General features: G+C 64.7%; 22 protein-coding genes. 10 read left to right on the top strand and 12 right to left on the bottom strand.

Annotated features, from left to right (window positions below):
• Positions 1-75: 75 nt before the first annotated feature.
• The 11 genes from ACM9HJ_RS05655 to ACM9HJ_RS05605 form a co-directional block, all read right to left on the bottom strand.
• The gene (locus tag ACM9HJ_RS05655) at positions 76-252 is read right to left on the bottom strand and encodes a hypothetical protein (RefSeq protein ID WP_416570726.1); all 177 of its coding nucleotides are present in this window, start codon (positions 250-252) and stop codon (positions 76-78) included.
• Between the two features lie 204 nt (positions 253-456).
• On the bottom strand, positions 457-759 hold the full coding sequence (locus ACM9HJ_RS05650) for a hypothetical protein (RefSeq protein ID WP_416570725.1): 303 nt from the start codon (positions 757-759) through the stop codon (positions 457-459).
• Between the two features lie 321 nt (positions 760-1080).
• Positions 1081-1878, bottom strand: coding sequence for an aldolase/citrate lyase family protein (locus ACM9HJ_RS05645; protein WP_416570724.1), 798 nt, complete (start codon positions 1876-1878; stop codon positions 1081-1083).
• 8 nt (positions 1879-1886) lie between these two features.
• Complete coding sequence (hpaH, locus tag ACM9HJ_RS05640) at positions 1887-2690, bottom strand: 2-oxo-hept-4-ene-1,7-dioate hydratase (protein ID WP_416570723.1); 804 nt, start codon at positions 2688-2690, stop codon at positions 1887-1889.
• A 4-nt stretch (positions 2691-2694) separates the two neighbouring features.
• Positions 2695-4176, bottom strand: a complete 1482-nt coding sequence (locus tag ACM9HJ_RS05635; RefSeq protein ID WP_416570722.1) for an NAD-dependent succinate-semialdehyde dehydrogenase — start codon at positions 4174-4176, stop codon at positions 2695-2697.
• Positions 4173-4568, bottom strand: coding sequence for a 5-carboxymethyl-2-hydroxymuconate Delta-isomerase (locus ACM9HJ_RS05630; RefSeq protein WP_416570721.1), 396 nt, complete (start codon positions 4566-4568; stop codon positions 4173-4175). The genes ACM9HJ_RS05635 and ACM9HJ_RS05630 overlap by 4 nt, the downstream gene beginning before the upstream one ends.
• A gap of 2 nt (positions 4569-4570) precedes the next feature.
• Positions 4571-5392: a hypothetical protein gene (locus ACM9HJ_RS05625; RefSeq protein WP_416570720.1), complete on the bottom strand. Its 822-nt coding sequence runs from the start codon at positions 5390-5392 to the stop codon at positions 4571-4573.
• The gene (locus ACM9HJ_RS05620; protein WP_416570719.1) at positions 5389-5715 is read right to left on the bottom strand and encodes a hypothetical protein; all 327 of its coding nucleotides are present in this window, start codon (positions 5713-5715) and stop codon (positions 5389-5391) included. The genes ACM9HJ_RS05625 and ACM9HJ_RS05620 overlap by 4 nt, the downstream gene beginning before the upstream one ends.
• 178 nt (positions 5716-5893) lie before the next feature.
• Positions 5894-7360 (bottom strand): 5-carboxymethyl-2-hydroxymuconate semialdehyde dehydrogenase, encoded by a 1467-nt coding sequence (gene hpaE, locus ACM9HJ_RS05615; protein WP_416570718.1) that lies wholly within the window; start codon positions 7358-7360, stop codon positions 5894-5896.
• A complete protein-coding gene (locus tag ACM9HJ_RS05610; protein ID WP_416570717.1) occupies positions 7357-8142 on the bottom strand; it encodes a fumarylacetoacetate hydrolase family protein in 786 nt (261 codons plus the stop codon). Before ACM9HJ_RS05610 ends, hpaE begins: the two co-directional genes overlap by 4 nt.
• Positions 8142-8807, bottom strand: coding sequence for a fumarylacetoacetate hydrolase family protein (locus ACM9HJ_RS05605; RefSeq protein WP_416570716.1), 666 nt, complete (start codon positions 8805-8807; stop codon positions 8142-8144). Before ACM9HJ_RS05605 ends, ACM9HJ_RS05610 begins: the two co-directional genes overlap by 1 nt.
• Before the next feature lie 142 nt (positions 8808-8949).
• On the opposite strand from ACM9HJ_RS05605, the gene hpaR reads away from it, so the two are divergent.
• On the top strand, positions 8950-9453 hold the full coding sequence (hpaR, locus tag ACM9HJ_RS05600; RefSeq protein WP_416570715.1) for a homoprotocatechuate degradation operon regulator HpaR: 504 nt from the start codon (positions 8950-8952) through the stop codon (positions 9451-9453).
• 244 nt (positions 9454-9697) lie between these two features.
• On the opposite strand, the gene ACM9HJ_RS05595 is transcribed toward hpaR, so the two are convergent.
• Positions 9698-10156 carry a MarR family transcriptional regulator gene (locus ACM9HJ_RS05595; protein ID WP_416570714.1) on the bottom strand — a complete coding sequence of 153 codons (459 nt, stop codon included), beginning with the start codon at positions 10154-10156 and terminating at the stop codon, positions 9698-9700.
• A 227-nt stretch (positions 10157-10383) separates the two neighbouring features.
• Between ACM9HJ_RS05595 and ACM9HJ_RS05590 the strand changes: the two genes are divergently transcribed.
• The 9 genes from ACM9HJ_RS05590 to ACM9HJ_RS05550 all read left to right on the top strand — a co-directional run bounded on the left by ACM9HJ_RS05590 (position 10384) and on the right by ACM9HJ_RS05550 (position 24913).
• Entirely contained in the window at positions 10384-11313 is a 930-nt protein-coding gene (locus tag ACM9HJ_RS05590) for a PDR/VanB family oxidoreductase (protein WP_416570713.1), read from the top strand.
• Positions 11314-11327: 14 nt separating this feature from the next.
• Positions 11328-12518 carry a Rieske 2Fe-2S domain-containing protein gene (locus ACM9HJ_RS05585; protein ID WP_416570712.1) on the top strand — a complete coding sequence of 397 codons (1191 nt, stop codon included), beginning with the start codon at positions 11328-11330 and terminating at the stop codon, positions 12516-12518.
• Entirely contained in the window at positions 12518-13648 is a 1131-nt protein-coding gene (gene hisC, locus ACM9HJ_RS05580) for a histidinol-phosphate transaminase (RefSeq protein WP_416570711.1), read from the top strand. Before ACM9HJ_RS05585 ends, hisC begins: the two co-directional genes overlap by 1 nt.
• A gap of 332 nt (positions 13649-13980) precedes the next feature.
• The gene (locus ACM9HJ_RS05575; protein ID WP_416570710.1) at positions 13981-15645 is read left to right on the top strand and encodes a thiamine pyrophosphate-binding protein; all 1665 of its coding nucleotides are present in this window, start codon (positions 13981-13983) and stop codon (positions 15643-15645) included.
• Between the two features lie 3 nt (positions 15646-15648).
• Positions 15649-16992 (top strand): MFS transporter, encoded by a 1344-nt coding sequence (locus ACM9HJ_RS05570; RefSeq protein WP_416570709.1) that lies wholly within the window; start codon positions 15649-15651, stop codon positions 16990-16992.
• 29 nt (positions 16993-17021) lie between these two features.
• Positions 17022-18575, top strand: coding sequence for a S10 family peptidase (locus ACM9HJ_RS05565; RefSeq protein ID WP_416570708.1), 1554 nt, complete (start codon positions 17022-17024; stop codon positions 18573-18575).
• A 189-nt stretch (positions 18576-18764) separates the two neighbouring features.
• Positions 18765-21266, top strand: a complete 2502-nt coding sequence (locus tag ACM9HJ_RS05560; protein ID WP_416570707.1) for a TonB-dependent receptor — start codon at positions 18765-18767, stop codon at positions 21264-21266.
• 78 nt (positions 21267-21344) lie between these two features.
• The gene (locus ACM9HJ_RS05555; RefSeq protein ID WP_416570706.1) at positions 21345-23402 is read left to right on the top strand and encodes a S9 family peptidase; all 2058 of its coding nucleotides are present in this window, start codon (positions 21345-21347) and stop codon (positions 23400-23402) included.
• A complete protein-coding gene (locus ACM9HJ_RS05550) occupies positions 23399-24913 on the top strand; it encodes a S10 family peptidase (protein WP_416570705.1) in 1515 nt (504 codons plus the stop codon). The genes ACM9HJ_RS05555 and ACM9HJ_RS05550 overlap by 4 nt, the downstream gene beginning before the upstream one ends.
• The last annotated feature ends 12 nt before the right edge of the window (positions 24914-24925 follow it).

The following is a 24925-nucleotide window of genomic DNA, read 5'->3' as shown; positions in this document are numbered from 1 at the left end:
GCACACCCCACATGCGCATGGAGCGGTTCCCGGTTTCCCGGAAACCGCTCCATGCGCGGAAGCTCCCCTTGTAAGTCAGGCTGTGCGATTGGCCGGTGTGATGTCGGGGGATACATTGATGACCAGGTCTGAAATCGCGTCGGTGACAAAATCCAGGCACCGGTCGTTTATCATATCGATCAATGTTGCAACGGCCTCTCCGTCGGACAGGCCGGAGAAGCGTCTGTCATTGAATTCGATCCTGATATGCATGATGTCCCCCACCTGTTTCTCGACGCGATATCCCACCCGTATAAGCGAGGCCCAGGACGTGGCCTCCCCCACATGGCTAATTGCATAATGTCCTTTTATTAGATTTTGATCTCATCATCAAGGATATTATTCTTATAATGGGGTGCAGACATGGGTGCCTAGAGGAAGCCTCTCTGCCATTCAGGCAATGGGTGCGGAGTGCTGTCAGAAAATGTCACGCCGGATATCGGCGACCACATAGCCGGCGCGCAGCATTCTGGCCAGGTCGATAACGGCGGCTTCGGTTGTCATGACGGTCATGCCTTGCATCTTACCGTCATTGGCAGCCCCCCCATCGGCGTGGAACCTCGCATGCTCGGGATAGAAAGTAAGAAGCGCCATACGGCGGTGCCGGGGCGTTTCCTGGTCCAGATCCTCATAGATGACGCGGATCCGGGGGGCGTCCGGATCGACGAGGGTGATGCGGCAGCCCGTCAATGTGCCTCGGCGCAGGATTGCGTCGACCATCCCGCTGTCCGGCATGGAACCGGTATTCGGCCCCTTCGTGCAAGCACTGGTGCTGCGTCTGGCCTGTCTTGCGCGGACAGCGGTGGGTGTTTGGGGTCTGGAGGGTTTCATGGCGTATCACCTGGGATAGAGTGGGTGGCTGGCGAGCGGACTGCGACCTGAATGGTCTCGGGAAGGTATATAGTCTTAATGCAGAGCAATGATATATTCATTAATTAGTATAATTTTGGGGTGATCTTGGTCAAGGAGATTTGTTCCCCCGAACGGGCCAAGCCGGAGCGTGTTTGCGGCAACCGCAAACACGCTGGGCGTCACCAGCACCTAATAGACATTGCTGGCGGTGCTCGCCGGGGTGCCGTTCTTTTGGAAAGAGGCGAGCAAATTGTCACTCGCCTTGACCAGCAGGCCGACATCGCTGCCCACGGCAATGAATGTGAAGCCCAGATCGATATATCGCCGGGCCAGATTGGTGTCGGCCATCAGGATGCCCGCCGCCTTGCCGGCATCGCGGATGATGGTCAGGCTGGCCTCGATCACCGCCTGCACCGCCGGATGACCGGGATTGCCGCGATGACCCAGGGCCGCCGACAGGTCGGCCGGGCCGATGAACACGCCATCCACGCCGGGCGTGGCGGCGATGGCTTTCAAATTCTCCACGCCCAGTTTGGTTTCCACCTGCACCAGCAGGCAGATCTGCGCATCGGCATCGGCCAGGTATCCGGCGGTGCGGTTGAAGGCCGAGGCGCGGACGATGCCGCTGCCCACGCCGCGCACCCCGTCGGGCGGATAGCGGCAGGCGCGGACCAGCCCCGCCGCCTGTTCCGCCGTCTCCACCATCGGTACCAGCAGGGTCTGGAAGCCGATATCCAGATATTGCTTGATGATCCACGCCTCCCCCACCGGCACGCGGCCGACCGGGTGGGTGGGGAAGGGGGCCGCGGCCTGGAGCTGGGCCAGCAGCATGGGGATGTCGCCGGGCCCATGTTCGCCATCCAGCAGCAGCCAGTCGAACCCGGCCCCGGCGCAGAGCTCCGTGGTGACGGGGCTGGCCAATGCCTGCCACAGGCCCAATTGCAGGCGGCGTTCGGCCAGGGCCTGCTTGAACCGGTTTTGTGCCACGCCGCCCATCACGCGAACCTCATGGAGACATTGCCCAGGGGGCCGTAATCGATATGGAACGTGTTGCCGGCACGGGCCGGGATGGGGGCGGTGAAGGACCCGCCCAGGATCACCTGACCCGGTTCCAGCGCCACGCCATAGGGGTGCAGCTTGTTGGCCAGCCAGGCGGGGCCGTTCAGCGGGTTGTTCAGCACGGCCACGGCCACGCCCGATTCCTCCACCACGCCATTGCGGTAAAGCGCGGCGGACACACGCGACAGGTCCATATCCATGGGCCGGATGGCGCGACCGCCCAGCACCACGCCGGCATTGGCGGCATTGTCGGAAATGGTGTCGAACACCTTGCGCGTCACCTTCGTCTCGGGATCGACCTGCTGGATGCGGGCATCGATGATCTCGATCGCCGGCACGACATAGTCGGTGGCAGCCAGCACGTTGAAGATGGTGCAGTCCGGCCCTTCCAGCCGATCCTTCAGGATGAAGGCCAGTTCGACCTCCACCCGCGGCACGATGAAGCGCGACATGGGGATGTCGGTGCCGTCGGCGAAGAACATGTCGTCCAGCAGCACGCCGTAATCCGGTTCGCTGATGTTCGACGAACGCTGCATGGCCTTGGATGTCAGGCCGATCTTGTGGCCCTTGGCCTTCTGCCCCGCCGCCAGCTTCATCTCCACCCAGGCGCGCTGGATGGCGTAGGCGTCGTCGATACCGATGTCGGGATGGTCGAGGGAGAATTGCCGGACCTGGATGCCGGTGCGTTCGGCCTGGTCCAGCTTCGCCGCCAGTTCGGTGATCAGATGCTTGTCGAGCATGATGTTATCCCAGCCCGCCGATGCAGACATATTTGATGGATTGGTAATCGTCGAGCCCGTGGGAGGAGCCTTCACGGCCATAGCCCGACTGTTTGATGCCGCCGAACGGGGCGGATTCGGTGGAGATACTGCCATCATTGATGCCGACCATGCCGACATCCAGCCGCGTGGTCAGGCGCCAGATGCGCTTATGATCGGACGTGCAGGCATAGGCGGCCAGGCCATAGGGGGTGGCGTTGGCGCGGTCGATGGCTTCTTCCTCCGTCGCGAAGCGCTGCAGCGCCACAACGGGGCCGAAGATTTCCTCGCAGGACAGGGCCATGCCTTCGGCCACGTCGGTCAGCAGGGTGGGCTGGAAGAAGAAGCCGGGGCGGTCGATGCGGGTGCCGCCGGCCAGAACCTTGGCGCCCTTGGCGATGGCGTCCGTCACCAGCCGTTCGACCTTGTCGAGCGCGCGGTCATTGATCAGCGGGCCGATATCGGCATGGCCGTCGCTGGCGGCACCGACCTTCAATGCCTGGACGGCCGTTTGCAGGCGAGCAGCGAAGGCGTCATGGATGCCATCCTGCACCATCACCCGGTTGGCGGCGATGCAGGCCTGGCCGCCATTGCGGAACTTGGCCTGCATCAGCGCCTTGATGGCGATATCCATGTCGGCATCGTCGAACACGATGAAGGGGGCGTCGCCGCCCAGTTCCATCGACACCCGCTTCAACGTCTCCGCCGATCCGCGTGCCAGCAGGCGACCGACTTGGGTGGAGCCGGTGAAGGAGACCTTGCGGACGCGGTCATCGGCCAGCCACGCGTCGGAGACTTCCGGGGTTTTGGCGCGGGAAGCAGGGATCAGGTTGATCGCACCGGCGGGCAGCCCGGCCTCTTCCGCCAGCACGGCCAGGGCCAATGCTGAATGCGGCGTATCCTCGGCGGGCTTGGCCAGGATGGTGCAGCCGGCGGCCAGGGCCGGGGCCATCTTGCGGGCGATCATCGCCATGGGGAAGTTCCACGGTGTGATCACGGCCACCACACCCACCGGTTCCTTCACCGTCATCATGCGGCGGTCAGCCATGGGCGGGGCCAGCACCTCCCCCTCAGCGCGTTTGATCTCCTCCGCGAACCACTCGATATAGGACGCGCCATAGCCGATCTCGCCGCGCGCCTCGACCAGCGGCTTGCCCATTTCCCAGGACAGGATCTTGGCCAGATCGTCGCGATGCTTCACGATCAGCTCGAACCAGCGGCGCAGCAGGGCGGAGCGGTGGCGGACGGTGGTGAAGCGCCAGTCGGCGAAGCACTTGGCGGCCGCGTCCACGGCCTGGTGGGCCAGGTCGGCGCTGCCTTCGGCCACCTGGGTGATGACAGCTCCTGTGGCGGGGTCGATCACGTCGAACGTGCCGGCCCCTTCCAGCCATCGCCCGTCGATATAGGCGCCATTGCGCAGCAGGTCGGGGCGGTCCAGGGCCAGCAGGCCCACGGGCAATCCGGTCATTGGTTTTCCTTCCGGAACCGTGCGTGGATGTTGTTCTTCTTGAAGGAGCCGGCTTCGTCGGCTTCCTCCACATAAAGCGTCAGGGCGAGGTAGCGGCGGGCGAACAGGTCGGTGAAGTGATCCTCAACGATGGCGAACACCGCACCGAAGAAGGCCTTCTTGAACTCGTCGGGCCTTCCGGGGCCGATCTTGACGGTCAGGTTGACGAAGGCATCATCCTCCGCCCCGTCGGCCACGACATATTCGCTCAACCGGATGGCGCGCACCCGCACGCCGCCCGGCGGGAACACCCCGCCGCTGTCGCAGAGCTTGGCCGCCAGCTTGCGCAACAGGCCCGGAATGTCGCCCTCATCCGCCAGATTGTCGGTATATTCGACGATGCAGTGGGGCATGGTCAGCGGATATCCATGACGCCGACGGTGCAGCCGACGGCGAATTGCGGGATGGGGGTGTAGAACTGCACATCGCCCTTGCCGCCGGCACAGGCGGCCAGCGCGATGAAGGTGCGGATCTCAAACCCGCCCTGGCCGCCATCGCGATAGGTCTCGGCGTCGGTGTAACGGGTCAGGGCGGCACGGTCGTTACGCGACCAGCTGTCCAGGAGTTCCCGGTCCCAGGCTTCGTTGATCTTGCCGCTGTCCGGCGTGGCCGGCCAGTGGGAGATGCCGCCCGTGGCGATCACCGCGATACGTTCCGGCACCGCGTCGCACGCCTTGCGCAGCGCCTGACCGAAGGCCCAGGTCCGGTGCAGCGGGGTCAGCGGCGGGCCCTGGCAGTTGATGTTGGCCGGGATGATCTTCAGGTCGTAACGGGGGGTCAGGAAATGCAGCGGCACGGAGATGCCGTGATCGAATTTCCATTCCTCCGCAAAGGCCACGTCCACATCCTGCATTACCTGCGTGATGATGCGGCGCGACAGGTCGGCATCGCCGGGGATGCGGCTGTTGCGCTGGATGCGCAGCCATTTCTCATCCTCGATCGGGCCTTCATAATGGTCGGCCATGCCGATGGCATAGGCCGGCATGTTGTTCATGAAGAAATTGGCGAAATGCTCCGCCGCGACCACGACCAGGGCGTCGGGCTTGGCCGCCTCCAGCTGTTCGCGCATCTTCGTCAATGCCGCGAAGAAGGCGTCGCGCTTCACCGGGTCGGCGGTCTCATGCCGGGCGGTGATGCCGGGGCCATGGCTGGTCACACCTGCGAATACAACGCTCATATCCCCGTCACCTTTTCGTCCACGGATGTCGTCATGGCATAGACGCCGGCCCGCACCGGGCCGTAACGCCGCGTGCCCTCGCGCATCGCCTCCAGGTAATCAGCCCAAGGCAGGCCGCAGAAGGCGGCGAAATGCATCAGAATCTGGCCGTTCACACCCAGCACATAGATCAGGCCGATATCGCGCGACATCAGGGCGCCGCGTTCTTCCTCGTTCAGGTCGAACCGGTCCAGCACGGGGGCGGGATCGGCCTTGAACGCATCCTGCAGCGGGGGCTCGCGGTTCAGCGTGTAGAGCAGTTTTTGAAGTGCGTAGAGGCTCAATTGTTCCTCCCTGTTTGGTACTGAGTTCTTTACCGCCTAAGTTCCGGGCATCTTCGTCTCCCGTCTCTCCAACCGTCACCCCGGCGAAGGCCGGGGCCCAGATCGTAGAGCGAAGCGCCTGTCATTTGGGCCCCGGCCTTCGCCGGGGTGACGGTGGAGGGGCTGTCAACGGACCTCCTCACACCCCCCATTTCGGGATGTGGTGCGAGCCCATGGAGATGCAGACATTCTTGACCTCGCAGAAGGTCTCGAAGCTGTATTCCCCGCCTTCCCGCGCCACGCCCGAATCCTTGACGCCGCCGAAAGGCTGGCGCAGGTCGCGGACATTCTGGCTGTTGATGAACACCATGCCGGACTGGATGCCACCCGCCAGCCGGTGCGCCTTGCCGATATCCTGGGTCCAGATGTAGGAGGCCAGGCCATAGCGCACATCGTTGCCCAGACGCAGACCCTCGGCCTCGTCCTTGAAGGGGATCAGGCAGACGGCGGGGCCGAAAATCTCTTCCTGCGCGATGCGCATGTTGTTGTCGACATTGGCGAAGACGGTCGGCTGGATGAAATTGCCGTTCTTCACCCGGTCGGGCAGTCCATCGGGACGACCCGTGCCGCCGGCCACGATCCTGGCGCCCTCGCGTTCGGCCAGGTCGATATAGCCCGTCACCTTCTCCCAATGCTGGCGGGTGATCATGGCGCCGACCTGGGTCTGGGCGTCGCGCGGGTCGCCCACACGGATGCGTTTGGCGCGTTCGGCGAATTCGGCCACGAACGTGTCGTAGATCGTCTCCTGGATGAAGATGCGTGAACCCGCCGTGCAGCGCTCCCCGTTCAGGGAGAAGATGGTGAACAGGGCGGCGTCCAGGGCGCGGCTGACATCGGCATCGTCGAAGATCAGCACCGGCGATTTGCCGCCCAGTTCCAGCGACAGCTTCTTCATGCCGGCGATCTGGGAGATGTGATAGCCGGTGGTGGTGCCGCCGGTAAACGAGATGGTGCGCACATCCTTGTGCTTCACCAGCGCCTCGCCGGCCGTGCGGCCGTAGCCATGGACCAGGTTGAACACGCCCTTGGGCACGCCCGCCTCCAGCAGGAGCTGGCCCAGCCGGTCGGCGGTCAGCGGCGACAGCTCGCTCATCTTCATCACCGCCGTATTGCCCAGCGCCAAGCAGGGAGCGGTCTTCCAGGTGGCCGTCATGAACGGCACGTTCCAGGGGGAGATCAGGCCGCACACGCCCACCGGCTGATAGAGCGTGTAGTTCAGCATCTGGTCATCGACCGGATAGCAGCGCCCGTCCATGCGGGTCGCCACCTCGGCGAAGAAATGGAAATTGTCGGCGGCGCGCGGGATCAGCTGATGGCCGGTCTGGTGGATGGGCAGGCCGGTATCGTCGGTCTCCAGTGCCGCCAGCTCGGCGATATCGGCGCTGATCAGGTCGCCGACGCGGCGCATGATGCGGGCCCGTTCCTTGGCGGGGGTGCCGGCCCATTTCGGGAAGGCTTCCTTGGCGGCTTCCACGGCCTGGGCGATCTCCCGCTCGCCACCGGCGGCGACCTCGGCCAGCACCTCTTGCGAGGCCGGGCTGACGGTTTCGAAACGGTCGGTGCTGTCGACGGACACGCCGTCGATCAAATGCTTGATGATGGTCATGGAACGGGGCTTCCGTTGGCAGGAATATTGAACGTCTGGTCGTCGGCCAGGATGTTGGTCAGGGCGCCGATGCCGTCGATCTCTGTGGTGATCACGTCGCCGGGATTGAGATAGACGACGCCATGCGGCGTGCCGGTCAGGATCAGGTCGCCGGGGTGCAGGGTCATGAAACTGCTGAGATATTCGATCAGGGTGGGTATATCGAACACCATGTCGGCGGTCGTGCCCTTCTGCACCTCCCGGCCATTGACCAGGGTGCGCAGGGTCAGCGCCATCGGGTCGGGCACGTCGTCGCAGTCCACTATCCAGGGGCCCAGCGGGGTGCAGCCGTCACGGTTCTTCACCCGCAGGTTCGGGCGGTAGTAGTTTTCCAGATACTCGCGGATGGCATAATCGTTGGCGACCGTGTAGCCGGCCACGTAGTCGTAAGCCTCGGCACGGGCCACGTTGCGTGCCGGGCGGCCGATGATCACCGCCAGCTCGCATTCATAATGCATCTGGTTGGCATCGGCCGGGCGGCGGGTGGTGCCCTTGTGGCCCAGCAGGCTGTTGGGGCCTTTCAGAAAGACCAGCGGCTCATCCGGCGCCTTGAAGGCCAGTTCCGCCGCATGGTCGGCATAGTTCAGGCCCAGGGCGAAGATGGTGCCCCCCTCCACCGGGGGCAGCCAGACGATGTCGGTTTCCGCCACCTGGCGGCCGTCGGCCAGGATCAGGGTCTGTCCGTCGTCGCTGACGGTGGCGTTGTGGATGGCGCCGGACCAGGCGATGCGCGCGTGCCGCATCAGATTTCTCCTTCCAGCGTGACGGTCAGTTCACCGATGCCGGCGATGCTGGCCGTCACCTTGTCGCCAGCCCTGGCCAGTGCCGGGTCCGGGGCCAGCCCGACCAGCAGCAGGTCACCCGCCGCCAGGGTCATGAAGCCACTGACATCGGCGATCAGGGTTGCCAGCGGACGCACCAGATCGGCGGTGGACCAGCGCGCGGCCGGCACGCCATTCACGGACACGGCGATTTCCAGAGCATCCGGGTCCGTGATGGCGGCCGCTGGCACCACAAGCGGCCCGACGGGCAGGAACCCGTCACGGCAGCGCTGGCGGATGGCAGGACGGTAGTAGCTGTCATGCGGTTCGCAGACATCGATGGCCAGCGTATAGCCGGCGACATGGTCCAGGGCCAGTTCCGGCGCCACGCGGGTCGCCGGCCGGCCGATCAGCACGGCCAGGGTGGCATTGACCTCCAGCATCGGCGTGGCGGCCGGCACGGTCACCAGCCCGCCATGGCGGTTCCGTGTGTTGCGCGGCTTGATATAGAGCACGGGCGCCTTTGGCGGCGCCTTGTAGGGGGCGGCGGAGAGGCTGTCGCCCAGCCGCGCCAGCTCCGTCTTCGTGTTCAGCACCACCCCATAGACCGTGCCGCCATCCGGCAGGGGGAACGGTTGGTTCGTCACCTGTCTGTCTCCCGACATTCTTCTGCCTGGATCATTTATTTAACATGTGAAACAAGTCAACTCCTTATCATGCTAATTATCTGCGCGACATTCCGGGCCGGTAGCGCCAGAATGGCGGCAAAAGGGAAAAGGGAAGGGAAACATGGGGTTGGAACCGGAAGAGCGGCCGGTGGTGGCGGATGGGGCGCCCGACAATCCGGTGATGCGGCCCTATACCCAGTCACTGCCGCTGGCGCTGCTGCGGGCACGGGAAAGCGTGATGTCGCGGCTGCGCCCTGTGCTGCGCGACCATGACGTCACCGAACAGCAATGGCGCACGCTGCGCACCCTGGCCGAGGTGGGGGAAGTGGAGGTGACGATGCTGGCGGGGCTGATCTGCCTGCTGCCCTCGTCCCTGTCGCGCATCCTGCGCGATCTGGCGGGACGCGGCCTGATCCAGCGGCGCACGTCGGAGGAGGATATGCGCCGTGGCTTGGTCAGTATCCTGCCGGCCGGGCTGGACCTGATCCGCCGCGTGTCACCCAAGGCGGCGGGAGCCAATCTGGCCATCGAGATGCAGTTCGGGGCGGCGCGGCTGGCGGCGCTGAAGGTGGAACTGGGGGCGCTGTGCGAGATACTGGGCGGGGGGGAGCCGGGGGAGGATTGAGGGTTTGGTTGAATGGCACTTAACCTGCCTCCCGCGGTTCCGCGAGCCCTCTGCGCAAGTCTGTGCTGTAAGGGTTTCCGCAATATCTACCGTCACCCCGGCGAAGGCCGGGGCCCATGTCGTAGAGTGAAGCGCTTGTCACTTTGGCCCCGGCCTTCGCCGGGGTGACGGTAGTGAGGGGGCAACGACGGTGCCCAAGAGTTTTGCGGGGGAGGCAACAAGAAGTGGCTTTCTTGTACCCCCCTCAATCCACCGATTCCGGCCGCAATATCGCCAGCAGGCTTTCCAGTTTGGCGTTCAATTCCATCACCTGTTCACGGTCCAGGCGACCGTCCAGTTCGGCATAGATCGGGTCGAAGCTGGGCAGGACCTTGTCGATCTGTTCCTGGCCGGCGCGCGTCAGATGGTGGAAGGCGCGGCGGGCATCCTTGGGGTCGGGACGGCGTTCGATCAGGCCGCGTTCCGACAGGTCGCGCAGGATGCGCGACAGGCTGGGCCCCAGCAGGAAGGACCGGCGCGACAGTTCCGAAATATCCATTTCCGGATGTTTCTGGATCAGCTGAAGGATGCGCCATTGCGGGTCCGTCAGGTCGTTTGCCAGAAACACGGGGCGGAAATAGGAGGAGAACGCCTCGCGCGTCCGGTGCAGCAGCACGGGCAGGCGACGCAGTTCGGCATTCTGATAGTCGGACTGTTGCGGCACGGGCGCTCCCCACCTGCATCAAGGGTGATATTGGTTAACACTAGGGCGTATCGGCCCGTCCGGGCAATGGCTTGCGTGAAAATGACATTAACCGAAAAAACCGGCTTGCGGCTATAAATTTAACACGTTAAGTTATTTGTCATGGGCCGACGCGATACGGCACCGGCAAATGTCCGGCTGCCGCCCGGCCCGCCAAATTTTCCCGAACATGATGGATGTCCACAAGAATGGAACTTCTCATCCGGTCGATCACCTGGGAGGCCGAAGGCATCTGTTCCTTCGAGCTGCTTGCCCCCCAGGGCGTGACGCTGCCGGAACATGCGGCGGGCGCCCATGTCGATCTGCATCTGCCGGGCGGGCTGATCCGCCAATATTCACTGACCAATGCCTGGGACGGGCGGCGCCAGGTGGTGGCGGTGGGCCGCGACCGGGGCAGCCGGGGCGGGTCGCGCTGGCTGCATGAGGTGGCGCGGCCCGGCATGAAGCTGGAGGTGTCGGCGCCACGCAACAGCTTCCCCCTGGTCGATGACGCGCCGTTCACGGCTTTGTTCGCCGGCGGCATCGGCATCACGCCCATCCTGGCCATGGCCCGGTGGCTGCACCTGCTGGGCCGGCCCTGGTCGCTGTTCTATGGCGTGCGCGACCGGTCGGTGGCGGCGTTCGCCGAGGAGCTGGCGGCCCTTGGCGGGGATGTGCATCTGCATGTCGATGCGGAGGCGGGTGGGCCGCCCGACCTGAAGGCGGTCGTCGCTGCCGTGCCGGAAGGCGCGCATCTTTATTGCTGCGGGCCGGAACCGATGATCGCTCCCTTCCTGGCCGCCAGTGCGGGCCGGCCGGATGCGCATGTCCATGTCGAGCATTTCGGTGCCATCGCGCCGCGTGCCGATGACGGATCGCTGGTCGTCGACCTGTCCCGGTCAGGGTGCCGTATCACCGTGAAGTCGGATCAGACCATTCTGGATGCCGTGCTGGCGGCCGGCATTTCCGTGCCTGCGTCGTGTCGAAACGGCGTGTGCGGCACGTGTGAAACGGTGGTGCTGGGGGGCGAGCCCGACCATCGCGATCTGATCCTCAGCGATGCGGAGAAGGCGGCGGGCAAGACCATGATGATCTGCTGTTCGCGCGCCAAAACCCCACATCTGACGCTCGATCTATAAGAGGCGAACAAGAAATGACCGAACAGACAGGGACGGCGAAAACGGCCTATGGACGGCCCACCCCCAGTTTCTTCGACGAGCTGACCCGTGTCGGTCCCGGCACGCCGATGGGGGAGCTGCTGCGGCGCTACTGGCATCCGGTCGGCTTGGCGGGCGATGCCAATGACACGCCGCGTCGGATCAGGGTGCTGGGCGAGGATCTGATCCTGTTCCGCGACGGGGCGGCCCGGCCCGGCCTGATGCATCCGCGCTGCGCCCATCGCGGTGCCTCGCTCTATTACGGGCGGGTGGAGCAGGAGGGTATCCGCTGCTGCTATCATGGCTGGCTGTTCGCGGTGGACGGGACCTGCGTGGAGCAGCCATGCGAGCCGGACCAGGGGGCCGCCACCTGCGGCAAGGTCCGCCAGCCACATTATCCGCTTCACGAACGCTATGGCCTGATCTTCGCCTATATGGGTCCGCCGGAGAAGCAGCCTTTGCTGCCCCGTTACGACGTGCTGGAGATGGTCGAAGAGGGTGAGTTCATCGAGGCCGATGACAATTCCATCGGGTCCGGCGGCCCGGTCATCGTGCCCTGCAACTGGCTCCAGCATTTCGAGAATGTCATGGACCCGTTCCATGTGCCCATCCTGCACGGGTCGTTCAGCGGCAACCAGTTCATCGCCAAGATGGCGGTGATGCCGCAGGTGACGTTCGAATATACCGACCGGGGCGTGCGGTCGATCCAACTGCGCGACCTGGGCCATGGCACCCATCGCCGCATTACCGAGGCGGTGCTGCCCAATGTCCGCGCCGTGGCCAGCCCGCGGGCGGAAAAGGATGGTCCGGCGACGCTGCTGGGCTGGGTGCTGCCCATCGACGACACGCATTTCCGCATCTATTCGGCGGGGCGGGTGACGGAGGCCGGGGCCCTGGCCAAGATCCGCTCCCATTTCAACGGCAAGCTCTGGCACGAGTTGACGGAAGCCGAGCACCAGAAGTTCCCCGGCGACTATGAGGCGCATGTCAGCCAGGGTGACATCACCTTCCATTCGGAGGAAAACCTCACCTCCACCGACCAGGGCATCGCCATGCTGCGCCGGGTCTATCGCCGACAGCTGGCGGCCGTGGCGGCGGGCGGCGATGTGATGGGCGTGACATTCGACAAGGACAAGGAACTGGTGCGGCTGGATGCCGGCAGCGCCGTGATCGGGAAGGCGGGTTGATGATGGTTGCGATGAACGACAAGGATACGACGGCACTGGCCCATGTCGCGGCCATCCCGCCCTATCCACCCGGCCGCCCCATTTCCGCCGTGGCGCGGGAATTCGGCCTGGACCCGGCGCGTATCGTGAAGCTGGCATCCAACGAGAACCCGATGGGCTGTTCGCCCAAGGCGCTGGAAGCGATCCATGCGGCGGCAAAGCTGACCCACCAGTACCCGGATTTCGACTGTTATGAGCTGCGCGAGCTGCTGGTGGCGGAGAACGGGGTGGAGACGGGCTGGGTGCTGCCCGGTGCCGGGTCCAGCGACCTGATCCTGCAGGCGGCCCGTGGCTGGCTGGGCGCGGGGCGCAATGCCGTGATCCCGCAATATTCCTTCGCTTCGTATGAAAGCGGGGCGGCGGCGCAGGGTGCGTCGGTGATCAATGTGCCGGCCAGGGGCTGGGACCATGATCTGGATGCGCTGGTCAAGGCGGTGACGCCGGAGACGGGTGTGCTGTTCCTGGCGACGCCCAACAATCCCATCGGCACGGCGGTGGCGCCGGCGGCACTGGAGGCGTTCCTGGCCGCCATACCCGCCCATGTGCTGGTGGTGCTGGACGAGGCCTATCGCGAATTCCTGCCGGCGGCGGAACGGCCGGACCTGCAGCGGCTGATCGCCATCCGCCGCAACCTGCTGGTCCTGCGCACCTTTTCCAAGATCCATGGGCTGGCGGCGCTGCGCGTCGGGTACGGCATTGCGCACCCTTCGATCATCTCCATCCTGAAGCGGTTGCAGCTGCCCTTTGCCGTGTCCACGGCGGGGCAGATGGCGGCGGTGGCGTCCTTGCGCGACCGGCGCTTCACCCAGAGCTGTGAAGAGCTGAACACAGCCGAGAATGCGCGCCTGTCCAGGGCGTTCGCGGAGGGCGGGTTCGATCATGTGCCGTCCAGGGCCAACTTCATCCTGTTCCATGTCGGCGACGGGCCGGGGACGGCGCAGGCGCTGATGCGCCGCGGCGTCATAACGCGGCCGGTGGCCAATTACGGGCTGAAAACCTGGCTGCGCGTGTCGATCGGGCTGGTGGAAGAGAATGATATCTTCCTGGGCCATCTGCGTGAGCTGCTGCCGGAGGGTTCACGCGCGGGGTGAGTTGCTTTCCCGCGGAAGTTTGGGCTGTGAGGGTTTTCTCATTCTCCACCGTCACCCCGGCGAAGGCCGGGGCCCAGATCGTAGAGCGAAGCGCTTGTCACCTGGGCCCCGGCCTTCGCCGGGGTGACGGTAATGGGAGAGGCAAGGGCAGTACCCAGAACTTTCCACAAGCAAAACTGCCCCACACAGGTGGGACGAACGTGTGGAACCTTAACCAATAAAACAATTCCGCCCTGTTACAAATTGGGACTGGCGCGGAATATACTTAACGAGTTAAGTTCTATCAAAAGCGCCCCGGCACGACCGGGAGCGCCGAAACAGGAGTAACGGGTATGTCTATCACCGGGGGCCAGGCTCTCGTGGGGCAGTTGCGCCGTGAAGGGGTCGAGGTCGTGTTCGGGATACCGGGCGTGCAACTTGACTGGGCGGTGGATGCCTTGTGCGAGGCCGCCGACGATATCCGGTTCATCGTGCCGCGTCACGAGCAGGCCACATCCTACATGGCCGACGGCTATGCGCGGACCACGGGCCGCGAGGGCGTGTGCATGATGGTGCCGGGGCCGGGGATGCTGAACGCGCTCGCCGGCCTGTCCACCGCCTGGGCCTGCAATTCCCGCGTGCTGTTCATCTCCGGCCAGATCCCGTCGCCGACCATCGGCAAGGGCTATGGTATGCTGCATGAGATCGCCGACCAGTCCGGCATCCTGAAATCCCTGACCAAGTGGCACGGCATTGCCCGCACGCCGGAGGAAATCCCGGCCCTGGTGCATCAGGCGTTCGTGGAGCTGCGGTCGGGCCGGCCGCGCCCGGTGGCGCTGGAATTCCCGCCCGATGTGCTACAGGCCAAGGTCGACAGCGTCGAGTTCTTCGATGCCGCACCCTTCGCCCCGACGCCGGCGGATGCCGGTCTGGTGGCGCAGGCAGCAGCGCTGCTGGCCGGGGCTAAATTCCCGGTGATCCATGCTGGCGGCGGCGCCACGGCCGGCGATGCCGGTGCGGCGTTGCAGGCCCTGGCGGAGAAGCTACAGGCCCCGGTTTCCCTGACCGAGGGTGGTCGCGGTGCCCTGCCGGCCCGCCATCCGCTGGCCCTGACCACGCTTGGCGGGCGCTGCGTGCTGCCGCAGGCCGATGTGGTGCTGGTGGCGGGCAGCCGCTTCCTGGATGCCATGGCGCGGCCTACGCATTTCTCCTCCAGCTGCCAGTTCATCTATCTGAATGTGGAACCGGCCGATATGGGCGCCCCGCGCCAGCCGGGTCTGGCGATCGAGGGCGATATCCGTCTGGGGCTGGATGCCATCAATGAAGCGCTGGGCGATATCGAACGCCCGTCACGCGGGGCCGACATCGCCAAGGTCAAGTCGTGGGAAGCCGGGCAGACCCAGGCCATCAAGCCGCAGTCCGACTATGCCGACGTGCTGCGCACCCATATCGCCGATGATGCGACGTTGGTCAGCGAGCTGACCCAGGTCGGCTATTTCTCCTCCATCGCCTATCCGGTGCACAAAGCCCGCACCTTCGTGACGCCGGGTTATCAGGGCACGCTGGGGTACGGTTTTCCCACCGCCTTGGGTGTCGCGGTCGGGGCACCGGACAAGCGCACCGTGTCGATCACCGGTGATGGCGGTTTCGGCTGGGGCCTGAATGATCTGGCCACGGCGGCCAAGTATAATCTGAACCTGACCACCGTGGTCTTCGCCGACAACCGCTTCGGCAATGTCCAGCGCATCCAGCGCCGGACCTTCGGCCGGGAATTCGCGGTGGAACTGACCAACCCGGATTTCCAGCTGCTGGGCAAGGCGTTCGGCCTTCGTACCGCCCAGGTGTGCAGCCCGGCGGAACTGGCCGGCGCCCTGGAAGCCGCGAAGAAGGCCGGCGGCCCGGCCCTGATCGAGGTGCAGGTGGGGGAGATGCCCAGCCCCTGGGCGCTGATCCATGCCTTCGTGCCGCCGGTGACGCCGCCGCCGCCCAATCCGCTGATCGACAGCAAGGAGGGCTGACGCATGAGTGTGGATGCCGAACGGCCCGCTGCGAAAAGCTGGTACCCCTGGTACGTCACCGGGGTGCTGATGGTGGCCTATATCCTGTCCTTCCTGGACCGGCAGATCCTGTATCTGATGGTGGAGCCCATCAAGGCGGACCTGGCTATCAGCGATTTCCAGTTCGCGCTGCTGACCGGCGGGGCGTTCGGCATCTTCTACACGCTGATGGGCCTGCCCATCGGCTGGATGGCCGACCGGTACAACCGCAAGAACCTGATCGCGGTCGGCATCACGCTGTGGAGCGTGATGACCGCGCTGTGCGGTCTGGCCAACAGCTACGCCCACCTGTTCCTGGCCCGGATCGGGGTGGGGGTGGGGGAGGCGACGCTGTCGCCGTCGGCCTATTCCATGCTGTCGGACAGTTTCGACAAGAAGCGCCTGCCGCGCGCCATGAGCATCTACACCTTCGGCCTGTTCATCGGTGCCGGTCTGGCCATGATCATCGGCGGTGAGGTCATCGCCGCCGTGAAGGCCAGCCCGGATCTGGAACTGCCGCTGTTTGGTGCCATGCGGTCCTGGCACATGGTGTTCATCGTGGTCGGCCTGCCCGGCTTGGCTGTGGCTTTGTGGGTGGAGACGCTGAAGGAGCCGGCGCGTACCGGCATGGTGAAGCAGCCGCCGAAGACGGCCGGGCACTTCCCCTTCGCCGATGTCTTCGCCTTTATCGGTGAAAACAAGCTGATGTCGCTGTCGCTGTTCATCGGCCCGGCCTTCTTCTCCGTCCTGGCCTATTCCGACAGCTGGTACCCGGAACTGTTCATCCGCATCTGGGGCTGGAACGTTGAGGAATCCGGCCGCATCAATGGTGTGTCGTCGCTGATCGCCGGTCCCATCGGCCTGCTGTTCGCGGGCTGGCTGTCCAGCCGCTGGCTGGCGGCGGGGCGCACGGATGCCTGCCTGCGGCTGACGGCGCTGGGGGCCGTGGGCATCATGATCCCGGCCATCGCCATGCCGCTGATGCCGACCGCCGGCTCCATGGCCTTCATGCTGTTCCCGTTCAAGTTCTTCATCGGCTTCACGCCGGTGCTGATCCCGTCCGCCATCCAGATGGTGGCGCCCAACCATCTGCGGGCCCAGCTGGGTGCCGTGTTCCTGTTCGCCGTGGGCATCATCGGCGTCAGCATGGGGCCGATCCTGCCCGCCTTCCTGTCGGATTTCGTCTTCTCCGGCGACCGTGCCCTGCCGCATGCGCTGGCCACGGCGGCGGCCGTGATCGGGCCGGTGACCTTCATCCTGCTGTGGGTGGGCATGAAGCAGTATCGCCAGCGCTATCAGGAAATGACCGTGGCGGAGAGCCGCCAATGACCCCCCGTCACAGCCCGAGGAACCAAGCGATGCGTTTGAAAGCCGGCACCCTGTGCGCCGCCCTGACCTTGACGACCATGCTGGCCGGCACGCCGGTGCAGGCGCAGAAGCCGGCCGAGGCGCCGGCGGCCGAAGCCGTGACCGGCCGCGCCACGGCGGAGGAGAAGGCCGTCGTCACGTCGCACAGGACGGAACTGAACGGCAAGACCATCAATTACAAGGCCACGGCCGGCACGCTGACCATCCTGTCGCATGAGGGCGATCCCAAGGGCAGCATGTTCTATGTCGCCTATACGGTGGATCAGCCCAAGGGGGCACCGCCGCGTCCCGTCACCTTCCTGTTCAATGGCGGTCCCGGTTCGGCCAGCCACTGGCTGAATATCGGTGGCGTCGGCCCGGTCCAGGCCGTGACCCGCGCGCCGGAAGCCACCGGCCCGGCCCCCTATGTCATGCGCAACAGCCCCGGCAGCATCCTGGACAAGTCCGATCTGGTGTTCATCGATGCCGTCGGCACCGGCTATTCCCGGCCCATCGGCGACACGCCCGGCACCTATTTCTGGGGTACCGAGCAGGATATGGACAGTTTCGCCCGCTTCATCACCCGCTATGTGACGGTGAATGAACGCTGGGGTTCGCCCAAATACCTGTTTGGCGAAAGCTATGGCACGACGCGCGCCGCCGGTCTGGTCTATCGCCTGCAGAACCAGGGCATGCAGTTCAACGGCATCATCCTGCTGTCGCTGGTGGTGAATGGCGATGGCGGCGAGGATAATGACTTCGCCGTGCTGGTCCCCACCTATGCCGCCACGGCCTGGTACCATAACCGTCTGCAAAACCGTCCGGCCAGCCTGGAAGCCTTCATGAAGGAGGTGCGGGAGTTCGCCCGTGGCCCCTACACCATGGCGCTGGGGCGTGGTCATGGCATCGACCCGGCGGAAAAGCAGGCGGTGGCCGAACAGCTGAGCAAATATATCGGCCTGCCGGTCGATTACCTGCTGAGCCGCAATCTACGCGTGGAGCTGGAATCCTATCGCCGCGAGCTGCTGCGCGACGATGCCAAGATCACCGGCCGTTTCGACAGCCGCTTCACCGCCCCGCACGCCTATGGCGCGATGAGCGGGACCTTCGATCCGGCCACCGACGATCCGGCCACGGCGGGCGTGTCCTCGGCCTATCTGTCCACCTATCGCGACTATCTCAGCCGCGACCTGGGCTACAAGTCGCCGATGCATTTCCGCTCGCTGAACAACATGGAGATCTCCGGCGCCTGGGATTACAAGCACCGGGCACCGGGCAACCGCGTACGGACCTCGCCCAACGTGGCCCTGGACCTGGCGGCGGCCATGCGATCCAACCCCCAGCTGAAAATCCTGGCCATGAGCGGCTATTACGATATGAGTACGCCGTTCTTCTCCGGAGAATATGGCCTGGACCATATGCTGCTGGAACCGCAATTGATCCCCAATGTTTCGTACAAATTGTATGAATCTGGGCACATGGCGTTCAATGACCAAAGAGTCCTGCTGAAAATGAAGGGCGATTTGGACGCATTCTACGATCATACTTTGTCGCAGCGTCCGTAACCGTTAACGTTTATTTGTCTATCTCAGCCCTGGCGTGCCGGATTTGCGTCCGGCACGCTTTTTTTAACTCAAACCGGAAAACAAATTAACTTGACAAGTATCTCGCGCTACCAAAATATATAACATGTAAAATAACTTCACGACCCCACAGGGGCGTGCTAGGCGAACAGGGAACTGAGGAGGGGTATGATGTCCCGTATGTGTTTCAGGACCGGCCTGCTGATGTCGGCCGTCGCGGCAACCGGTTTCACCCATATGGCGTCGGCGCAGACCACGGCGACCACGTCGACCGGCGAGAGCGTGGTGCTGGAGGAGATCATCGTCACGGCCACGCGCCAGGCGACGTCGATCAACCGCACGCCCTTGTCCATCATGGCCATGACCCAGGAAAGCCTGGAGCGCCAGGGTGTCGAGGATGTGGCCGATCTGGCCCGTCTGGTGCCCGGCCTGTCGGTCAGCAATCTGGGGTCCAATTCGGCGGTGCAGTCCATCGCCATCCGCGGCGTCAGCCCCTCCACCGGTGCCGCCACCACGGGCGTCTACCTGGATGACAGCCCGATGACCAAGCGCGGCGGCCCGGCCGGCAGCGGCACGCCGATCCCGATGCTGTTCGACCTGCAGCGTGTGGAAGTGCTGCGCGGTCCCCAGGGCACGCTCTATGGCGGCGGTTCGCAGGGCGGCACGGTGCGTTTCATCACCCCGGAACCCAGCCTGACCGACTATAGCGGCCATTCCAAGGTCGGCCTGTCCAACACCAAGGAAGGTGACTGGTCGTATGAGGGCGGTGCCGCCGTCGGCGGCCCGATCGTGGAAGACAAGATCGGCTTCCGCGCCAGCGCCATGGCCAGGCATACCGGCGGCTATATCGATTATATCGACCGCCATTCCGCCAAGACGGTGAAGAAGGACGCTAACTCGTCCGACGCCTATTCCGCGCGCCTGGCTGTGGCCGTGGCCGCGACGGAGGATACGAAGATCACCCCGTCCGTCTACTGGTCGCGCCAGGAGACGAACCAGGATGATTATTCCTGGCGCAATGTCGAACAGTTCACGGCTGCGGCACGCCCCAACAACCCGGCCCGCACCTATGGCCCGTACAATTTTTATGGCCGCAACAAGTCGGGCGACACCTGCAATATCGGCGACAATTTCGCCAGCACCATCGCGCCCTGTATGCCCAATGTCGGCGTGACCAACACGCTGTTCGTGCCGTCGATCAAGGCCGAGACCTCCTTCGACGATATCAATGTCATGGGCATCGTCAGCTATATCGACGACCGGTCCAAGGGCCATCTGAACTTCTCTTACCAGGAGCCGCAGAACCATCAGGCCGGCGCGCCGTTCGTGGCCACCCTGCCGCTCTATGAAAGCTATCCGGCCTATAACAACCACCGCACCGGCTATACGGCGGAACTGCGCTTCTCCTCCGATTACGGCAGCGACAGCCGCTGGAACTGGGTGGGCGGTATCTATTATTCGGACATGACCATCAAGGCACTGACCGAATACCGCGCCAATGTCGCCGACCTGACCCAGGCCATTTATGGCCTGCCGCCGCAGGCGATCTTCGGTATTCCGCTGCTGCCCGGTAATCTGGAATATTACCGCGACCATGACATGACCGACAATGAAGTGGCGGCCTATGGCGAGGTCACGTTCAGCGTCACCGACAGCCTGAAGCTGATCGGCGGTCTGCGCCTGTCGCGCACGCATCTGGATTATTTCCAGGAAACCGCCGGCCCCATTTCCGGCATCGCCGTGCCCACCGCCGCCAATGGCGGCCTGATCACCGGTCAGATCATCGAGAAGCCGGTATCGCCCAAGGTCGGGTTTCAGTACCTGATCGATGACAGCAACTCGGTGTTCGGCACCATCTCCAGCGGCTATCGCGTCGGTGGCGTCAACCAGATCCCGCCGGCCCGCTGCGCCACCGACCTGACCACGCTGGGCATCACCAACACCCCGGCGACCTACGAGTCCGACAAGGTCTGGAACTATGAGCTGGGTGCGAAGGTCAATGTCTTCGGCGTGCAGGTGAATTCCAGCGTCTATCGCCTGGAATGGAACGACACGCAGACCAATTACGGCCTGCCGACCTGCGGTTTCACCTACACGATCAATGCCGGCAAGGCCGTCAGCCAGGGCCTGGACCTGGATGCCCGCGCCAATCTGGGCGCCGGCTTCACCGCCAATCTGGCGGTGGGTTATGCCGATGCCGAGTACAAGAAGGGCGTCGTAGGCCCGGCTCCGGTCAATGCCGTCTATCTGAAGGCCGGCGATCCGCTGCCGATCCCCGACTGGAAGCTCAGCCTGGGCCTGCAGTACGAGTTCGACCTGGCCGGCAACGAGGCGTTCATCCGCGCCGATTACCAGTATGCGTCGAGCTACTGGGCGGGCGTGAAGTACGGTTCCGTCGGCTATTCCCCCGACGTGGCGGGTGAGATGGAAGCCACCAACTTCGTCTCGCTGCGCGGCGGTTACAGCCTGACCGACAGCATCGATCTGGGCTTCTTCGTCGATAACTTGCTGGATTCCGACGATGTGCTGGCCGTGCATAATTCCAACGGCCGGTCGGGCTGCGTGGCGGCGTCGGGCCCGTCCTGTTCGCAGTACCGGCAGTACAACCCCATCTATCGCGAGGTCACCTTCCGTCCCCGCACGATGGGCGTCACCGCCGCCTACCGGTTCTGATCGGGGGGAGCGACAGCCCGGCGTCACGCGACGCCTGGCTGTTTTCTTTTCCACCGATAACAGCCGGGAGGGTTCCCCATGAAGGCAAGGGCACTGTCACTGGCCGGCACGATGCTGGCCACATTCATGCTGGTCGCCCCGGTCCATGCAGAGGTGGACGTCACCGCGCGCCGCTTCACCGCCATGAATATTTTCAACCTGGAAGCCGCGCGCGATCCGCGGATTTCCCCGGACGGTTCACGCATCGTCTATGTCCGCCGTGCGGCTGACATCAGGACGGATCGTTACCGGTCGTCGCTGTGGATCATCGATACGGCGACGGGGGAGCAGCGGGCATTGGTCACCGGGGATGCGTCTGCATCCGATCCCGTCTGGTCGCCCGATGGTCGCCGCCTGCTATATGCCAGCAACGGTGAACTGCGCGTCCTGTCGCTGGCCGAGGGGGCCGACTGGCCACTGGGCAAGGTGCCGGGTGGGGCTAGCGGCGCGGTCTGGGCACCCGATGGCAGGACCATTGCCTTCCTGTCCTTCGTGGACGGCAAGGGGCCGCGTTTCGCCACCCCGCCATCGCCGCCGCCCGGTGCTGATTGGGAGCCGCCGGCCAAGGTCTATGACAGTCTGAACGTGCATCTGGACGGCATGGGCTTCGTGAAACCCGGCGCCATGCAGCTGTTCGTGGTGCCGGCAGAGGGTGGTACGCCGCGCGCCGTCACCCAGGGGACGGTCAGCTATGGCGGGTTGGAATGGCTGGATGGGGCGCATGTGCTGGTCACCGGCAACGCCGCGCCGGATGCCGACATGGACCCGCGCGAGAGCGAGATTTATCGCATCGCCATCGCCACCGGTGCCGTCACCGCCCTGACCGACCGGCGCGGGCCGGATGCGGAACCGTCCGTGTCGCCCGACGGCAAGCTGATCGCCTTCACCGGTTATGATGACCGCAAAGTCTCCTGGCAGACCAGCCAGCTCTATGTGATGAACCGCGACGGCAGCGGGCGCCGGTCGCTGACCGCCGCTCTCGACCGCTCCGTCTCCAGTCCCGTCTGGGCGCCGGACGGGCGCAGCCTGTTCGCCACCATCACGAATGAGGGGCGGGTGGAACTGGTCCGGGTCGGGCTGGACGGCAAGGTCGCGACCATCGTCACCGACATGAATGACGGGGCCGGCGGCCGGCCCTATATCGGCGGCAGTTTCAGCCTGTCGCGCGACGGCAAGCAGGTCGCCTATAGCCAGGGCCGGCCCGACCGCCCGTCCGACATCGCTTTGGTCACGCCCGGCGGCAAGGCGAAGCGGCTGACCGATGTGAATGCCGATGCGCTGGACTCTGTATCCATGGCGCGGGTGGAAAAGCTGCCCGTGACCAGCAGTGCCGATGGCCGCGCCATCGATGCCTGGGTGGCACTGCCGCCCGGCCATGACCCGTCCAAGCCCTATCCGCTGATCCTGGAGATCCATGGCGGGCCAGCCATCATGTATGGGCCGGGCTTTGCCAGCGAGATCCAGCGCTTCGCGGCCGAAGGTTTCGTCGTGGTCTGGGCCAATCAGCGCGGGTCGCTGGGCTATGGCGAGGCTTTCGCCTTGACCATCGACCTGAAGTATCCAGGGACTGATGATCTGGCCGATCTGATGAGCGTGGTGGATGCGGCCATTGCCAAGGGGCTGGCCGATCCCGCCCGGCTGTTCGTGACCGGTGGGTCGGCGGGCGGGGCGATGACGGCCTGGATCGTCGGCAATACCGACCGGTTCGCCGCCGCCGTGGCCGTCAATCCCGTCATCAACTGGACCAGCACTATGCTGGCCGGCGATACGGCGGCACATGTCGCCCGCCATCAGGTCCGCGCGATGCCGTGGGAGGACCGGGAGATTTTCTGGCGCCTGTCGCCCCTGTCGCGGGTGGGGCAGGTGAAGACGCCGACCATGCTGATGGTGGGGGATGATGACTGGCGCACCCCGCCAGCGGAGGCCGAACAGTTCTATACCGCGCTGAAGCTGCGCGGGGTGGAGACGGCCTTGGTCCGCATCCCCGGCTCCGGCCACAATATCGGCGTCCGCCCGACCCAGCAGATCGCCAAGACCGACAATATCATCGGCTGGTTCAAAGCCCATGATCCCGCCCAAGCGGAGAAATCCCCATGAAGACGCATCGTCTGGCGCTGGCCTGTGCCACCGCCATCACCCTGCTGCTGTCCGTCACCATCTCTGTGCCGGCAGCGGAACCGCCCGCCGCGACCGTTGCGGACAAGGCGACCTCACGCGGCAGCGTCACCATTGCCGGCAAGAAGGTGGAGTACAAGGCCACGGCCGGCCGCCTGACCCTGACCGATGCGGAGAACCAGCCGACGGCGCACATGTTCTATGTCGCCTATATCGCCGACCGGCCCAAGGGAACACCGGAACGGCCGGTGACCTTCGTTTACAACGGCGGCCCCGGTTCCTCATCCATCTGGCTGCATATGGGCGGGCTGTCGCCGGTCTATGCCCGCACCACCAGCCCGGAACCGACACCGCCGCCGCCGCATGACCTGATCGCCAATGACCAGAGCATCCTGGACCGCACCGATCTGGTGTTCCTGGATGCGGTCGGCACCGGTTACTCGCGGCTGGTGAAGCCGGAATACGCCTCGCAATATTACGGCATCGACAAGGATGGCGACGCGTTCGCCCAGGCCATCCGCCGCTATGTCAGCGAGAATGACCGCTGGAATGCGCCCAAGTTCCTGCTGGGCGAGAGCTATGGTTCTCCGCGTTCGGCTGTGCTGGTGCATAAGCTGCAATCCAGCGGCATGGCCTTCAATGGCGTCGTCCTTGTCTCCTCCATCCTGAATTTCGGCCAGCACGCGTCGGGCCTGGACCGGGAACCGGTGAACCTGATCCCGACCTACGCCGCCACCGCCTGGTACCACAACAAGGTGCAGCGCAGTGCCGGCAGCCTGGAAGCCCATGTCCAGGCGACACGGGAATTCGCCATCGGCGATTATGCGTCAGCCCTGGCCAAGGGCCACCATATCAGTGTGGCGGAGAAGGCGGCGATGGCGGCAAGGCTGGAAAGCCTGACCGGCCTGTCGGCGGATTACTGGCTGAAGGCCAATCTGCGCGTGCTGGCGCCGCGCTTCACCGCCGAACTGCTGCGCGACCAGCGCCGCATCATCGGCAGTTCCGACGCGCGCGCCGTGGGTATGGCCATGGATGGGGTGGGGGAGAAGGCCGGCGCCGACCCGTCTAACGAGATGTCGCCGGCCTATGTCGCCGGTTTCCGCCGGCATCTGGCGGAGACGCTGGGCTATCGCAGCGACCTTGAATATATCACCGTCGACGGTGCCATGATGGGCCGCTGGACCTGGAGCCACCAGCCGCCGGGCGGCGCGCCGTTCCAGTATTCCGGGGCGAATACGACGGTCGATCTGGGGGTGGCCATGCGCGCCAATCCGCATCTGAAGGTGCTGTCGCTCAGCGGCTATTACGACCTGGTGACGCCATTCTTCGCCACCGAGTGGGACCTGGCGCATATGAACCTGGAACCGGAACTGGTGGGCAACATCACCGAACGCTATCTGGAAGGCGGCCACATGCCCTATCTGGACCGGCCCGGCCTGGAGGCGTTCCGGCGGGAGATCGTGTCCTTCTACGACGCGACGCTGAAAAGGTGACCGGCGATCGGT

Origin of the sequence: Niveispirillum sp. KHB5.9 (genome assembly GCF_048066115.1) — a bacterium.
GTDB lineage: Bacteria > Pseudomonadota > Alphaproteobacteria > Azospirillales > Azospirillaceae > Niveispirillum.
The sequence above is the reverse complement of the archived record's forward strand: the minus strand, read 5'-3'. Positions and strand labels throughout refer to the sequence as shown.